Origin of the sequence: Streptomyces sp. IBSBF 3136 (assembly GCF_036815105.1) — a bacterium.
Taxonomy (GTDB): Bacteria; Actinomycetota; Actinomycetes; order Streptomycetales; family Streptomycetaceae; genus Streptomyces.
Genome location: NZ_JAJSZC010000014.1, coordinates 51,230 through 65,759 on the forward strand (window position 1 = coordinate 51,230; position 14,530 = coordinate 65,759).

14 protein-coding genes are annotated in these 14,530 nt (G+C 72.9%); 11 read left to right on the forward strand and 3 right to left on the reverse strand.

Features of this window, described 5'->3' with window-relative positions:
* The first annotated feature begins 68 nt into the window (after positions 1-68).
* Positions 69-1,310, forward strand: a complete 1,242-nt coding sequence (locus V7E45_RS05270) for a GNAT family N-acetyltransferase (RefSeq protein WP_333772888.1) — start codon at positions 69-71, stop codon at positions 1,308-1,310.
* A gap of 324 nt (positions 1,311-1,634) precedes the next feature.
* Entirely contained in the window at positions 1,635-2,543 is a 909-nt protein-coding gene (locus tag V7E45_RS05275) for a winged helix-turn-helix domain-containing protein (RefSeq protein WP_333772889.1), read from the forward strand.
* A gap of 5 nt (positions 2,544-2,548) precedes the next feature.
* Here the strand turns inward: V7E45_RS05275 and V7E45_RS05280 are convergent, their stop codons facing one another.
* Positions 2,549-2,737: a hypothetical protein gene (locus V7E45_RS05280; protein ID WP_333772890.1), complete on the reverse strand. Its 189-nt coding sequence runs from the start codon at positions 2,735-2,737 to the stop codon at positions 2,549-2,551.
* A gap of 130 nt (positions 2,738-2,867) precedes the next feature.
* Between V7E45_RS05280 and V7E45_RS05285 the strand changes: the two genes are divergently transcribed.
* The 9 genes from V7E45_RS05285 (at position 2,868) to V7E45_RS05325 (ending at position 11,672) form a co-directional block, all read left to right on the forward strand.
* The gene (locus V7E45_RS05285; protein ID WP_333772891.1) at positions 2,868-3,746 is read left to right on the forward strand and encodes a GntR family transcriptional regulator; all 879 of its coding nucleotides are present in this window, start codon (positions 2,868-2,870) and stop codon (positions 3,744-3,746) included.
* Entirely contained in the window at positions 3,746-4,483 is a 738-nt protein-coding gene (locus V7E45_RS05290; RefSeq protein ID WP_333772892.1) for an HAD family hydrolase, read from the forward strand. Before V7E45_RS05285 ends, V7E45_RS05290 begins: the two co-directional genes overlap by 1 nt.
* 477 nt (positions 4,484-4,960) lie before the next feature.
* Positions 4,961-7,255: an aminoglycoside phosphotransferase family protein gene (locus V7E45_RS05295; RefSeq protein ID WP_333772893.1), complete on the forward strand. Its 2,295-nt coding sequence runs from the start codon at positions 4,961-4,963 to the stop codon at positions 7,253-7,255.
* A 42-nt stretch (positions 7,256-7,297) separates the two neighbouring features.
* Positions 7,298-7,921, forward strand: a complete 624-nt coding sequence (locus tag V7E45_RS05300; protein WP_333772894.1) for an RraA family protein — start codon at positions 7,298-7,300, stop codon at positions 7,919-7,921.
* An 11-nt stretch (positions 7,922-7,932) separates the two neighbouring features.
* Positions 7,933-8,424, forward strand: a complete 492-nt coding sequence (locus tag V7E45_RS05305) for an HAD domain-containing protein (protein WP_333772895.1) — start codon at positions 7,933-7,935, stop codon at positions 8,422-8,424.
* Positions 8,425-8,566: 142 nt separating this feature from the next.
* The gene (locus tag V7E45_RS05310; protein ID WP_333772896.1) at positions 8,567-9,940 is read left to right on the forward strand and encodes an MFS transporter; all 1,374 of its coding nucleotides are present in this window, start codon (positions 8,567-8,569) and stop codon (positions 9,938-9,940) included.
* A 125-nt stretch (positions 9,941-10,065) separates the two neighbouring features.
* The gene (locus V7E45_RS05315) at positions 10,066-10,554 is read left to right on the forward strand and encodes a helix-turn-helix domain-containing protein (RefSeq protein ID WP_333772897.1); all 489 of its coding nucleotides are present in this window, start codon (positions 10,066-10,068) and stop codon (positions 10,552-10,554) included.
* Positions 10,555-10,639: 85 nt separating this feature from the next.
* Positions 10,640-11,221 (forward strand): hypothetical protein, encoded by a 582-nt coding sequence (locus V7E45_RS05320; RefSeq protein WP_333772898.1) that lies wholly within the window; start codon positions 10,640-10,642, stop codon positions 11,219-11,221.
* 100 nt (positions 11,222-11,321) lie between these two features.
* On the forward strand, positions 11,322-11,672 hold the full coding sequence (locus tag V7E45_RS05325) for a DUF2516 family protein (RefSeq protein WP_333772899.1): 351 nt from the start codon (positions 11,322-11,324) through the stop codon (positions 11,670-11,672).
* An 18-nt stretch (positions 11,673-11,690) separates the two neighbouring features.
* Here the strand turns inward: V7E45_RS05325 and V7E45_RS05330 are convergent, their stop codons facing one another.
* Both V7E45_RS05330 and V7E45_RS05335 read right to left on the reverse strand, forming a co-directional pair.
* Positions 11,691-12,995 carry a PP2C family protein-serine/threonine phosphatase gene (locus V7E45_RS05330; RefSeq protein WP_333772900.1) on the reverse strand — a complete coding sequence of 435 codons (1,305 nt, stop codon included), beginning with the start codon at positions 12,993-12,995 and terminating at the stop codon, positions 11,691-11,693.
* A 287-nt stretch (positions 12,996-13,282) separates the two neighbouring features.
* A complete protein-coding gene (locus V7E45_RS05335; RefSeq protein ID WP_333772901.1) occupies positions 13,283-14,404 on the reverse strand; it encodes a C40 family peptidase in 1,122 nt (373 codons plus the stop codon).
* Positions 14,405-14,530: the final 126 nt, after the last annotated feature.

Sequence of the window (14,530 nt, forward strand, 5' to 3'; positions counted from 1 at the left end):
ACCGACGGGCGGCCGGCCGCGGGGGAATTCGGGCGACACGGCCGGGACGGCCCCCCTACCTTGATGCCATGAGCACCGAAGTCCGCACCGTCACCGAGGCCGAGTTCGAGGACTGGCAGCGCGCGCTGAACACCGGCTTCCTGCGGGAGCCGGTGCTGACGCCCGAGCAGTTGGAGACCCGCCGCAGGCAGTTCGTGCCGGGCCGGCTGCTGGGCGCCTTCGACGGGGACCGCTGTGTGGCGACCTTCCGTTCCTTCGCCCAGGAGGTCACCGCGGTGGGCGGTGCCGCCGTGCCCGCGGACGCCATCACCAACGTCAGCGTCACCTCCACGCACCGCCGCCGCGGCCTGCTGACCCGCATGATGAGCCGCGACCTGGCGGCGGCGCGGGAGCGCGGCGACGTCGTCGCCACCCTGATCGCCGCCGAGTACCCGATCTACGGCCGCTACGGCTTCGGCCCCGCGACCTGGATGACCGAGTGGAGCGTGGACGTCACCCGGGCCGGGCTCGACCCGCGCTGGGCTGGTCCCGAGGACGGCGGCCGGATCGATCTGGTGGACGGCGAGGACGTCCGCAAACTCGGTCCCGAGCTGCACCAGCGGCTCTGCCGTGTCCAGCCCGGCGCGGTGAGCCGCAGCGAGCTGTGGTGGCAGGTGAGCACCGGGCTGCTGCCGTTCGACCGGAGTTGGACCGAGCCGTTCTACGCCGTCTACCGCTCGGCCTCCGGCGAGGTCGAGGGCCTGGCGGCGTACGTGTCCGACGGCACCTGGGTGGACAAGCAGCCGCGGCTGACGGCCGACGTCAAGGCGCTGATCGCGACGACGCCGGCGGCCGAGGCCGCGCTGTGGCGCCATCTGTGCTCGATCGACTGGGTCACGGAGATCAGGACCGGCCGGCGCGGCCCGGACGACCTGCTGCCGTTCTATCTGCCCAACCCGCGCGCGGTCCGGGTGACCGCGCAGGCGGACTGGCTGTGGGTGCGGATGCTGGACGTCGTACGGGCCCTCGAGGCGCGTACGTACGAGGGCACGGGCTCGCTGGTGCTGGAGGTCGTGGACCGGGACGGGCTCGCCGGGGGCAGGTTCCGGCTGGACGCCTCACCCGACGGCGCGTCGTGTGTGCCCGCCGGCGGCGCGGGCGCGGACCTCACGCTGCCGGTGGAGGAGCTGAGCCGGATCTGGCTCGGGGACGAGTCGCCGGTGCGGCTCCTGGCGCTGGGGCGGGTCCGGGAAGAGAGCGAGGGCGCCGCCCGTAAGGCCGACGCCCTGTTCCGTGCGTCCGTGCGGCCCTGGTGCCCGGACGTCTTCTAGCCTCCTTCCTCCCGACCGCGCTGACCGTTCATCCGTAGCTGCTTGTTCGGTTGTCCCACGTGTTCAGTTGTGGCTGCGCGCTGACCGTGTTCAGTTGTGGCTGTGCCTCATGTTCAGTTGTGACTGTGCGTTTCCGGTGGCCGTCCCCTCACCGGGCTCCCGGCTCCCCTCCGGAAGGGAGCCCGGTCGGCCAACCACTGGGAAGCTCGACCATGTTGTTCAAGTTGGCTACCAACTTCACTTTACTTATCTCCGCTTGGACGCGTCTCATAACCACCTTTCCGTGAACTGCCGCAAGATGGCGGGAAGTTGTAGTGTTTCTTCGTGGACCCGGAACTCGCCTCCGCCAGTGGGCGGAAGAGGCCACAGCGGTCACGCACATCACATCGCGAGGTGGCCGACGAACTGCGCGCCCGGATCAGGTCCGGGGTGCTGCGGCCGGGGCAGCGCATGCCCACCCAGGCGAAGCTGGCCGACGAGTTCGGCGTCGAGCGCGGCGCGGTGCGGGAGGCCCTGCGGATCCTGCAGTCCGAGCACCTGCTCACCAACGTGTCCAAGGGCAGCCCCGCCACGGTGGCCGCGCCCTTGGACCACGCCCGTCCGGCCGCCGGCTCCGGGGCGCCGCCGCAGCCCACCATGGTGGGGCTCGCCCCGCGTATCGCCGAGGCGTTCGCCGCCCCGCACGTGGAGATAGACGCTCTCTGCCTGACCGCGGTCTCGCTCACGCTGGCGATCGGCGAGCCGCTGCGGCAGATCCATGCCGGACGACTGAAACCGGCCAAGATCGAGGTGCGGCTGCTGCTGCCCAGCCGGGACATCGACCTCGCCTTTCCGGCGCCGGTGGACGCCTCCGACGGCGGTCTGCTGCACCGGCGCTGGCTGGCCCAGCGCAACGCCCAGGGCCAGGTGCTGCGGCACAACCTGCTGGCGCTGCGCACCACGCACGGCATCGACGTGCGCGTCTCGTTCCGCGCGCTGCCCTTCACCCCGCCGGTCAAGCTGTACCTGCTCAACGGCGTGGAGGCACTGTTCGCTTACTACACGCTCACCCGTCGTGAGCGGCAGATCGACCACGAGCACCTGCAGCTCTACGACGCCGAGGGCACGCGGTCGATGCTGTTCGCCTTCGGGCAGGGCGCGGACCTGCGCGACACGGTGTTCGTGGAGCAATCCCACCTGTGGTTCGACGCGCTGTGGGAGACGATCAGTTCGGAGCTGGTGCTGACCTCGTAGGCCGGTCAGAGGGCCGGACCCGCGAGGAGTACCGCGAGCAGGACGGCCCCGGCGGAGCTGATCGCCGGGCTCTTGGCCTTGATGCCCACGGACAGCAGGAGCAGGCCGACGATGCCGGCGGCGCCGTACCTCCATTCGACGAGCCGTTCGAAGTCGACGACGAAGAGGGCGCACAGGAGTGCGAGGGCTGGCATGGTGGTTCCCCCTTTCGGTATGCCAACTCGACCAAGTTGGCAACCAACTCTGTTTAAGTTGTCCCCACTTGGCCCATACTCACAAACAACTTTGCAACAACTCCCATGAGATGGATCAGGGTTGTAGCGTTTGGTCGTGACCCAGGAGAACGTGGCAGTGAACGGCAGCAGAAGGCTCACGCCCCAGGAGATCGCCGACACCCTGCGCGCACGCATCCGCACCGGGGAGCTGAAGGCGGGCGAGCGCCTGCCCACCCAGGCCGAGCTCGCCGAGGAGTTCGGGGTGGAGCGCGGCGCCGTGCGCCAGGCCCTGCGGGCACTCGCGGACGACGGCCTGCTCAGCGACGTCAGCAAGGGCAGCCCGCCGCGGGTCGCCGGTCCCGCCCCCGCCCGTGACGAACCCCAGCCGACGATGGTGGGCCTCGCGCCCCGGCTGACCGAGGCGTTCTCCGCGCCGCACGTGCGGATCGACGCGGCCTGCCTGACCGCTCAGTCCTTGATCCCCGCCCTCGGCGAGCCGCTGCGCCTGATCCACGAGGGCCGCATCCGCCCGGACCGCGTCGACGTGCGCATCCTGCTGCCCTCCCGGGACATCAACCTCGCCTTCCCGGTCTCCGTGGACGCCCACGGCGACGACGACACCGTGCACCAGCGCTGGCTGGCTATGCGCAACGCCCAGGGCCAGGTGCTCCAGTACAACCTCCAGGCCCTGCGCTCCACCCACGACATCGACGTGCACGTCACCTTCCGGGCCCTGCCCTTCACCCCGCCGGCGAAGCTGTACCTGCTCAACGGCGCGGAGGCGCTGTACGCGTACTACATGATCGCCCGCCGCGAGGAGCCGACGGACAGCGGAACGCTGGAGATGTACGACACCCTCGGGTCCGAGTCCCTGCTGTTCTCCTTCGAGAAGCGGACCGGTCGGCGGGACGCCGCCTTCGTGGAGCAGTCCCAGAAGTGGTTCGACGCCCTCTGGGAAACCATCACCACGGACCTGACACTCTCCTAGTGACTTCTGAGACGACGACGCAGACCGAAGAGACCACGAACGAGTCCGAGAAGCTACGGGAACTGATCAGAAGTGTCCGGGTGGTCCTCTGGGACTTCGACGGCCCGATCTGCCGCCTCTTCGCCCGCCACAAGGCCGAGCTGGTGGCCGCCGAGCTGGTGGAGTGGCTGGCCGGCCGTGGGCTGCACGGCCTGCTCAGCGACCGCGAGCGCGCCTCGCTCGACCCGCACGTGGTGCTGCGCGCCGTGGACCGCCGGCACCCCGGCAGCGACCTGGTCACCGAACTGGAGGAACGCCTCACCCAGGAGGAACTGCGGGCCGCGACCTCCGCGCTGCCCACCGCCTACGCCGACCCGCTGATCCGCACCTGGACCGCCGTCGGCTCCCGGCTGGCCATCACCACCAACAACTCCCCCCGGGTGGTCCGCTCCTACCTCGACGGCCGCGGCCTCACCGCCTGCTTCGCCCCCCACATCTACGGCCGCACCGCCGACCTGCACCTCCTCAAGCCCGACCCGCACTGCCTCAACCGGGCCCTGAACGCGATGGGCGCCGCCCCCGGGGCCGCCCTGATGATCGGCGACTCCCTCTCCGACCTCGACGCCGCGGACCGCGCCGGCGTCCCGTTCCTCGGCTACGCGCGTAACGAAGAGAAGGGGAAGCTTTTGCGGGAGGCCGGAGCAGAGCACGTGGTCGCGTCGCTGGAGCCGGTGCTGCGGGGGTTGCGGGGGCGGTGACCGGCGGGCCCCCGCGGTCCAGGGCCGGTACCGGCGGCCGGTCGACTCGTCAAGTCGCGCTCCTGACTGACGAAGTCGACCGCTTGTCGCAGCATGCCCGGTCAAGTGCACCACGTCCGCGACGGCCGGCCGGTCTCGCCGGGCTCGACGTTCGTGGAGAGCATGACGGCATGCTGCGAGGCGGTCCGGAAGTTGTTGACCGTTCAGGGCCCCGTCGTGCGATAGCATCCGCGCAACCGGCTGAGCGACCGCTCGGATCCGTACGCGAGGAACGGCGACGCGCCGGTCCCGGCCGACTGGCACAGATGAGTGGCCGACCACCCGTCGGGCTGCTCCCCTGGGCTTCGGGTAGTGCCGCATGCCGGCCGGACGTACCGTTTTCCTCCCGCCCTCGGCTTCTCCGTCGGCTTCCGAACCGCATTGCCCCTGCTTTCTGTTTTCCCCGTGATCCCCACGCGAACGAACCCGGAGCGGCCAGTGGGCGCACCACCCGTCCCCCGCGGCCCGGCCGCCGGGGGGCGCGTCGACGGACCCCGGCCGTACGCCGTCTGCCGTGCGTTCGTGGCACACGCCGTCGAGACCGGTGAGGTGAGCGGCGGTTTCCACAACCTGAACTACGTGCTCCCGCTCACCGAGCCGATGGCCCGTGTGCTCGGCCGTGAGCCCGGGACCACCGTGACCGTCCGGCTCCCGCGCCCCCACGTGCTGCCCGTGGTGATCCGGACCTGGCCGAACGAGGCGGCGATCCTGCGGGCCGTCAAGGGCGTCCTGCCCCACGTGCCCGAGTGTCTGGTCGAGGGCGACGGCTTCGCCGTCCACAGCTATGTGGAAGGCGTCCCGCTCTCCAGCGTCTGCGGCGACGGGAAGCCGGTCGACGGACTGCTGATCAGGGCGCTGGCGGGGCTGCTCGCCCAGACGGCCCTGGTGCGCAGCAGCGCCGCGCTGCCGGCCCTGCCGACCCGGTGGCCCCGCAACTTCACCGACAGCCAGGCCTTCCTGCAGACCCTGGCCCGGATGGCCGACCTGCAGATCCGCCGACCGAACTGGTCCTACTTCGGCGGCCTGTTCGCCGCGCTCGGCATCGCCGAGGACGCCCTGACCCGGCTGGCCGAACGGGTCCCCGCGATGTCCCGCCGGCCCTACAGCCTGCTCCACGCCGACCTGCACCGCGACAACCTGATCATGCCGTACGGCGGTGATCCGCCGCTGACCCGCGTCGACTGGGAACTGGCGAGCTACGGCGACCCGCTGCACGACCTCGCCACCCATCTGGTGCGGATGCGCTACCCGGACCACCAGTGGGACGAGGTCGTGGACGCCTGGGTGCGCGCCATGCGCGAGGTCCGGCCGGCGGCCGTCAACGGCGTCGCCCGGGACCTGCGCCACTACGTCGCCTTCGAGCGGGCGCAGTCCGTCTACCCCGACGTGATGCGGGCGGCGAAGTCCCTGGAGGAGTCCTTCGACCAGAAGAGCCTGGACGAGGCCACGACCCGGGTCGAGCGCGCCCTCGAAGTGGGGGCGGAGCCGCTGCGGCTGGCCCATGTGCCCGGGCGGCGGGAGATCGAACGGATCCTGTTCCGCTGGCGGGCCTCGGTGCGCCCCGGGGTCGGCCGGGGCACCGGCACCGGGACCCCGGCCGGCGGCGGGCCCCCGTGCCGTCCGGTCGTACCGGCGATCGACTGGAAGCCCGACCGGCGGGTCCCGGAACACCCGGACTTCCCGCACAGCGCCGTGGCCGAGGCCCTGCTCCTCGAGGGCGCCGCCCCGGCCGACCGGGTGTTCAAGGGCACGGCCCACCTCAACTCCGTGCTGCGGGTGCCCGGCACCGGCTTCCCGGTCGTGGTCCGGCGCAGGGTCGCGAAGGTCACCCGGCGCGAACGCAGCTTCCTCAGCGAGCACGCCGTCCTCAGGGCCATCGAGCGGTCCGGGGCGGCGGTGGCCGCGCCCCGGGTGCTGGCCCTGGGCGAGAGCCACTCCAAGGACCTCTCCGGCATCGGCACGTACTCCGGGGACCGGTTCGCCATCCACACCTACGAGGGCCCGGGCGATCCCGGCCGCAAGCCCGACCACCCCGTCAACGGCCTGCTCCCGCACGAGGCCGACGGCCTCGTCGACCAGCTGGCCGCGCTCACCGAGGTCGACTACGTCCAGGTCGACCCGGTCGCCGGCCGGCTCGGCTTCTACGGCTGGCTCAGCGACCAGCTGGTGGCGCTGGTCGCCGGACTGCCCAAGGGCTCCCAGCAAATGGCCCGCTTCCTCGGGCTGCCCGACGCGCCCCGGCTGCGCGAGATCCTCGCCCGCCACCGCGTCACCGACCGCGCCCCCGCCCTGCTGCACGGCGACCTCAACCCGTGGAACCTGGTGCGCCGGGACGACCGCCTCGCCCTGACCGTCATCGACTGGGAGATGGCCCTGGTCGGCGACCCGCTCTACGAGCTGGTCCGGCACATGCACCTGACCCCCACCCGGCCGGAGATCCGCGACCGCATGTTCCGCCGCTGGGAGAGCCTGTTGCCGGCCCGCTGCACCCGCGACTGGCGGCAGGACTGGCGGGTGTACCGGTGGGTGGAGATCGTCCGCTCGGCCTACGTCGACCTCGACCGCCTGGTCACCGGCGCCGGCCTGGACGCCCCCAACGTCCGCCGCGCGGTGGACTCGTACGCGATGACCCTGGCGGCGGCCACCGCCTCCCTCGGCCTCTCCTCCCGCCGCCGCACCAACCCCTACCTGGCGCGCGCCCTGGCCTGGTCCACCCGCCCGGACAGGCCCTGATCCCTCACCGAGCCGGGCACGGCACTCGGTACGGTCACCCCCATGACCCCTCCCGCCGAGTTCCACGACATCCCCACGACCACCCTCGCCGACCTGCTGGGCCGTGACCAGGTGATGGACTTCGCGATACGGCCGCTGTGGGGGCCGGTGCCGCGGGTCGCGGGGCCCGCCTTCACCGTGAGCTGTCCGCCCGGTGACAACCTCATGCTGCACGCGGCGATCCACCGCGCCGGGCCCGGCTCCGTGATCGTCGTGGAGTCCGGGGACCTCGACTGGGCCCTGGCCGGCGGGAACGTGTGCGCCGTCGCCCAGCGGCGCGGCGTCGCGGCGTTCGTCGCCGACGGCCTGATCCGCGACCTCGCCGAGGTCCGCGCCATGGGCTTCCCGGTCTTCGCCCGCGGTGTGGTCCCGATCCCGGGCGCCAAGAAGGCCGTACGCCCGCTGAACGGACCCGTGCGGTGCGCGGGCGTGCGAGTGGAGGCCGGGGACGTGGTGGTGGCCGACGAGGAGGGCGTGGTGGTGGTGCCCGAGGCCCGCCGGGGGCGGGTGCTCGCCGACGCGCGCGCCCGGCTCGCGAAGGAGGCGGCCCGGACGCTCGACGCGTGGGAGGCGGCGCACCGGGCCCGGATCGACACCATCCTGGCCGACAACGGCTTCGAGGGCTGATCCTGGCTGCGATGCTGCTCTTCCTCGACGTCGACGGCCCGCTCCTGCCCTTCGGGGCGGCGGACCGGGCCTACCCCGTGTACCACCGGGACCCGGAACCCGACTCCGACCCGGCGGGGCACCCCCTGCTGCACCGCGTCGACCCGGCGCTCGGGCGGCGACTGCTGTCCCTGAACTGCGAGTTGGTGTGGGCCACCACCTGGATGGACGACGCCAACGCCGGCCTGGCGCCGTGGCTGGGCCTGCCGCCGCTGCCGGTCGTCGAATGGCCGGACGAGGACGAGCCGCCGGACCTCCTGCACTGGAAGACGCGTCCCCTGGTCGCCTGGGCGGCCGGCCGGCCGTTCGTCTGGATCGACGACGAACTCACCGAGGCCGACCGCGCCTGGGTGGCCGTGCACCACCCGCGCCCCGCCCTGCTGCACCGCGTGGACCACCGCTACGGCCTGACCGACGCCGACTTCACGACCGTAAGGGAGTGGCTCGACCGGGCCCGCTGCTAGCGTGAGTCCGTGCCGGAAACAGACAAGGTGCGCCGCCGCTGAGAGCGGCGGCGCGAACCCCAGCCTCCCGCCGTCGCTCCTGACCCCAGGCCAGGAGCGCCTTCGTGGCGCTCGGACTCCTTTTCCGTTCCGGAGCGCACCCTTGTTCACCTTGTCCGTCCGCCGCCGTCGGCGTGTCCTCGCCGCGGCTCTCCTCTCCGACGCGGTGTTCCCGCTCGCCATCACCGGCGCCACGGCCGCCGTGCCCGACGTGACCGGCGCACTGCCGGGGCCGGCCGTCCTCGGCCCGTGGACCGTCCTCGCCTACAACGGGCTCTTCGCCGCGGCCCTGCTGCTGGCGGGGGCCACGGCGGACCGCACCGCGCGCACCCGCTTCTTCGCCGCCGGCAACCTCGTGGTCGCGGCCACCGGCGTCCTGTCCGCCCTCGCTCCCGGCCTGCCGTCCCTGGTGGCGCTGCGGGCCGCCGCCGGCGTCGGGGCGGCGATGTGCGCCGCCGGCGGGTCGTCGATGGTCCTGGCGGTGTACCCGCCCGGCGAGCGGCGCCGGGTCTACGGCTACGTCGGCGCCGTCCTCGGCGGCAGCCTGGCGCTCGGACCGGTCGTCGCGCAGGGCTTGATGGCCGTCGGCGGATGGCCGCTGGTCTTCGTCGTGCCCGGTGCCGTCGCCGCCCTCGCGGCGCTGGCCACGCTCGGCCTTCCGGGCCTTCGTGGCGGTGAGCCGGCCGAAGGCTTCGACCGGGCCGGCGCCGTCCTCTTCGGGCTGGCCGTCGCGGCCGCGGTGACGGCGCTGGGGCTGGGCTTCGGGGGTGCCGTCCCGTGGTGGGGACCGGTCGGCCTCCTTCTCGTGGCCGCCGCCTGCGCCACCGCGCTCGTCCGCGTCGAGCGGCGCGTGCCGGCTCCCGCGATCCCCCTCGACCTGCTGTGCGTCCCCGCCTACCGGGCGTACGCGGTGGCGACGGGCGCCTTCATGGGCATGCTCGTGGTGGGGCTGACCGTGTTCCCGCGGCTCGGTTCGGCCCAGGGCCTCGGCCCGGGCGGGGCCGCGGTCGTGCTCAGCCTGCTGACCGTGCCGTCGACGGTCCTCCCGCTGTTCGCCGCGCGGCTGGCGCGCCGGTGGGCCCGGCCGCTGGTGACCACGGCCCTCACGGCGTGCGCGGTGACCGCTGCCGTCCTCCAGGTGACCGACCGGCCCGCCGCCCTGCTCGCCGCCGCCGGGGCCGTCGGGCTGTGCCTGGGGCTGACCGAGGGCGTCCCGGACGGCCAGGCGCTGGACCATGTGCCCGCCGCGCGCGGGGGCGCGGGCGCCGCGCTGTTCGGCACGGCGCGGATGAGTCTGGAGACGCTGACGCTGTCGGCGGCCGACGGAGTGGCGACGACGCTCGGCCCCGCGTCCGCGATGGCCGTCGCCGGCACGGTCTGCCTCACCGCCGCCCTCCTGGTCCACCGCTCCGCCCGCGCCCAGCCTCCCGGCCACACCGCGCGTGTCCCGGCCACCCGCCCGTCCGGGGAGAGGTGAGAGTCCGCGGCGGGCGGGTACCGGTCCGGCCGGTGCCCCCGGCCGGGTGAACCTCGGAGGTGGCGTGGCGCACTCTTGCAAGCAGATGCTTGCAATTGTTAGCGCGAGTGGGGCATGGTGGAGACATGGCATCGCTCAACGTCGGCAATCTCGGTGAGTACCTGCGCGAGCAGCGGCGGAACGCCCAGCTCTCGCTGCGGCAGCTCGCCGACGCCGCCGGGGTGTCCAATCCGTACCTGAGCCAGATCGAGCGCGGGCTGCGCAAGCCCAGCGCGGAGGTGCTCCAGCAGGTCGCCAAGGCGCTGCGCATCTCCGCCGAGACGCTGTACGTCCGCGCCGGGATCCTCGACGCCGAACGGGACCGGGACGAAGTGGAGACGCGCGCCGTCATCCTCGCCGATCCCTCGCTGAGCGAGCGGCAGAAGCAGGTGCTGCTCCAGATCTACGAGTCGTTCCGCAAGGAGAACGGATTCGGGATCGGCGATTCGGCGGAGGACCCCGGCGACGGGACCGTGGAGGAACGGGCCGGCACCGATGCCCCGAGCGACACCGACGTACGCGGCACCCGCACGGCCGGCGGCAGTGATGCCGGTCCGCGGCGGACGACCGGATAGGCGGGCCCTCGACAAGTCAGCCCCGGTCGTGGCACCGCGGACCACACCAACCTCAGCCGAACGCGAATCCGGGAGGACCATCACCATGGCCATCACCGACGACCTGCGCAAGACCTTCAGCGACCCGACTCCGCTCTACTTCGCCGCCGGTACGGCCGATCTCGCCCTCCAGCAGGCCAAGAAGGTGCCCGCGTTGGTCGAGCAGCTGCGCGCCGAGGCACCGGCCCGCATCGAGGCCGTGCGCAACACCGACCCGAAGGCCGTGCAGGAGAAGGCCGCCGACCGGGCCAAGGAGGCGCAGGCCACCCTGCAGTCCAGGGTCAACGAGCTCATCGGGAACCTCGACGTCGACCTGAAGAAGCTCGGTGAGAACGCCCAGGACCTCGCCCTGCGCGGGGTGGGCGTCGCCGCCGAGTACGCCGTCAAGGCGCGCGAGACCTACGAGCGCGTCGCCGAGCACGGCGAGCAGGCCGTGAAGACCTGGCGCGGCGAGGCCGCCGAGGAGATCGAGGACCTGGCGATCGCCGTCGAGGGCAAGGCCGAGCCCGTCGCGGACGAGGCCAAGACCGAGCCCGCCGCGGCGAGGAAGCCCGTGGCGAAGAAGGCCCCGGCGCCCCGCAGGGCCGCCACCCCCACCACGAAGAAGACGACTCCGCCGGCCGAGTGACCGGAGAACCACGAACGGGCCGGGCACCTTTGAGGTGACCGGCCCGTTCTCCGGGTAGCGTGGCGAGGTAAGGATCGGGAGACGGCGGGCGGTGGGCACCATGCTGATGTTGGGCTTCGCGGGGTTCATGGGGATCTTGAAGATCGTCCTGATGGCCCTCGCCGCGTTCGGGCTCGTCGACGCCGCGTTCCGGCGCGAGGACGCCTTCCGCGCGGCCGACAAGCAGAACAAGATCTTCTGGCTGATCGTCCTCGGCATCGCGCTCGTGGTCAGCTACCTGTTCTCGATCCTGGGCATCCTGCCGATCGCCGGCCTGGTCGCGAGCATCGTCTACCTGGTGGACGTGCGCCCCGCCGTCAAGCAGGTCTCCGGCGGCGGCAGCGGCTGGGGCCGCCGCCGCGGCGGAAGCAGCAGCGACGGCCCCTACGGACCCTGGAACGGCGGTCGCTGAGCCCGCCGCCGCGCCGGCTCAGCCGGTGCGGTCCAGCAGGACCACCGCCACGTCGTCCGTCAGCTCGCCGCCGTTGAGGTCGCGGACCTCGTTCACGGCGGCGCGCAGGAGATCCTCGCCGCGCAGGCCCTCGGCCAGCTGACGGCGGATCATGTCCACCATCCCGTCCTGGCCGAGCCGCTCGCCGTCCGTGCCGACCCGGCCCTCGATCAGGCCGTCGGTGTAGAGCATCAGGCTCCACTCGCGTCCCAGCTCCACCTGCATCCGGGGCCAGCGGGCGCCGGGGAGCAGGCCGAGGGCGGGGCCGTTGTTGTCGTACGGCAGCAGCTTCGGCGCGCGGCCGGGGCGGGCGATCAGCGGCGACGGGTGGCCGGCCAGGCAGAGCCCGGCCCGGCGGCCGTCGGGGGCGATGTCCACCGTGCACAGCGTCGCGAAGATCTCGTCGTCCGCGCGCTCGTGCTCCAGCACCTGCTGGAGCGTGCCCAGCAGCTCGTCCCCGCACAGCCCGGCCAGCGTCAGCGCCCGCCAGGCGATGCGCAGCTCCACGCCGAGCGCGGCCTCGTCCGGGCCGTGGCCGCAGACGTCGCCGATCATGGCGTGCACGGTGCCGTCGGGGGTGCGGACGGCGTCGTAGAAGTCGCCGCCGAGCAGGGCGCGGGAGCGGCCGGGGCGGTAGCGGGCCGCGAAGCGCAGCGCGGCGCCGTCCAGCAGCGGCGTGGGCAGCAGCCCGCGCTCCAGGCGGCGGTTCTCCTGCGCGCGCAGCTTGCCCTCGGCCAGGCGCCGCTCGGCGGTGTCGGAGCGCTTGCGCTCCACGGCGTAGCGGATGGCGCGGCTGAGCAGCCGGCCGTCCAGCTCGTCGCGGAACAGGTAGTCCTGGGCGCCGACGCGCACGGCCTCGGCGCCGCGCTCGGCGTCGCCGGAGGCGGTCAGCGCGAGCACGGCGTGCCGGGGCGCGAGCCGCAGCACGTGCCGGAGCACCGCGAGCTCGTCGGCGTCCTCGCCGGCGGGCCGGCCGGGCGCGGGCAGCGCGAGGTCGAGCAGGATGCAGTGGACGTCGTCGGTGAGCAGCCGCTCGGCCTCGGTGAGGTTGCGGGCGGTGCGGACCCGGATGGGCTTGCCGGAGGCGTCCACCAGTTCGGGCACGATCGGCGACCCGGCCGGATCGTCCTCGATCAGCAGCAGGGTGAGAGGGGCGGCGTTCGCGCCGCCGGCCGTGGCGCTCCGGTGAGCCTCTTCCTTGAGGGGGCCACCTTGGGCTGCGGCGTGCGCCTGACCACTCTCCGCGGCCGGGATCGCTCTCTGCCGCGGTACGGGTACGGGCATCGTCCTGGTTCCTTCCCTCCCCCCGAGGGCATGGCGGGTGCGAGGGACCTCGACCCACCGACGGGTGACCATAGCGGTACTGCCCGCCCCGATGGAATGGTGTGAGCCCCGTCGCTCCAGTGCAGGCCACAGTCATATGCCGCGTTCCGTACCGCAGTTGGACAGGCCGCCCCGGCAGAGGGGATGACGAAGCTCACGTACCCCCCGGGTTTCACGGGGGATTGGTGGTGCGGTGGGTCACACGGCGGCGCCGCGGCCCGTGCGTGGGGGCCGTCACATGACGTGGCTCACGCGTCCGGCCGCACGACCCCGAGGATCGGCATCGAGCCCGCGCCCGCGACCGTCACGGTCCGCCCGGGGCGCGGCGCGTGGATGATCGCGCCGTCCCCGACGTACATCGCGACATGGCTGGCGTCGTCGAAGTAGATGATGAGGTCGCCGGGGCGCATGTCCTTGACGTCGACGTGCTTCAGCTGCCGCCACTGCTCCTGCGAGGTGCGCGGGATGGGGTGCCCGGCGTCCGCCCAGGCCTGGGAGGTCAGGCCCGAGCAGTCGAAGGACTTCGGGCCCTCGGCGCCCCACACGTACGGCTTGCCGAGCTGGGCCGTGGCGAACGCGACCGCTTTCCTGCCCTGCTGGGAGGCCTTGCCGTCGATGTCCTTGAGGATGCCGGTGTCCAGCCACTGGGTCTGCGCCTTGTACGCGGCCGCCCGCTCCAGCTCGGCGAGCCGCTCCTTCTGCTTCTTCTCCAGCCGGGACTCCAGCTGCTCGGCCTCCGCGATCTGCCGCTTGATCTTCTTCTTCGCGGCGGCCTTGGCCTTGCGGTTGGCGTCGAGCTTGCGCCACTGGGCGGAGGCGTCGTCGGCGTACTCGCGCAACTCCTGCTGGGTGCGCGTCATTTCGCCGATCAGCTTGGTGGTCGCCCGCTGGCCGTTGAGCACCGTGCCGGCGCCGTCGATGAACTGCTCCGGGTCGTCGCTGAGCAGGAACTGGGCCGTGGGCGGCAGTCCACCGCTGCGGTACTGGGCCCGGGCCGACGCGCCCGCCTGGTCCTTCAGGCGCTCCAGCCTGTGCTGCCCCTCGACGATCTTCTTCGCCAGCGCGACGATCCGGGCGGACTGCTCCTTCGCCCGTTCCTCGGCCGCGTTGTAGGAGTCGGTGGCCACCGCCGCGTCGTGGTAGAGCCGGTCGAGTCTCTCGCGGACCTTCTCAAGGTCCTTGTCCGGCAGGGGAGTCGGCACCGCGCCGGGGGTCGCGCCCGCGCGCGGGGCGGTGCCGGTGTCGGGGGCCGTGCTCGCGCTCGGCGTGGGCTTCGGGGCGGCGAAGGCCGTGCCGGGTGCCGCCAGCACGGTCACCGCGCAGACCACGGTGACGGCTGCCGCGAGCAGGCCGCGTTTGCCCGTACCCATACTCTCCCCCAACCTGATTTACCGTCAGTAACTTACGGTGGCCTGAGGGATCGTGCCACGGACTCGCGCAGAACGACAGAGGTCGTCCGAAGTCGGATCATCACCCACCCCCGCACGGACGCCCTC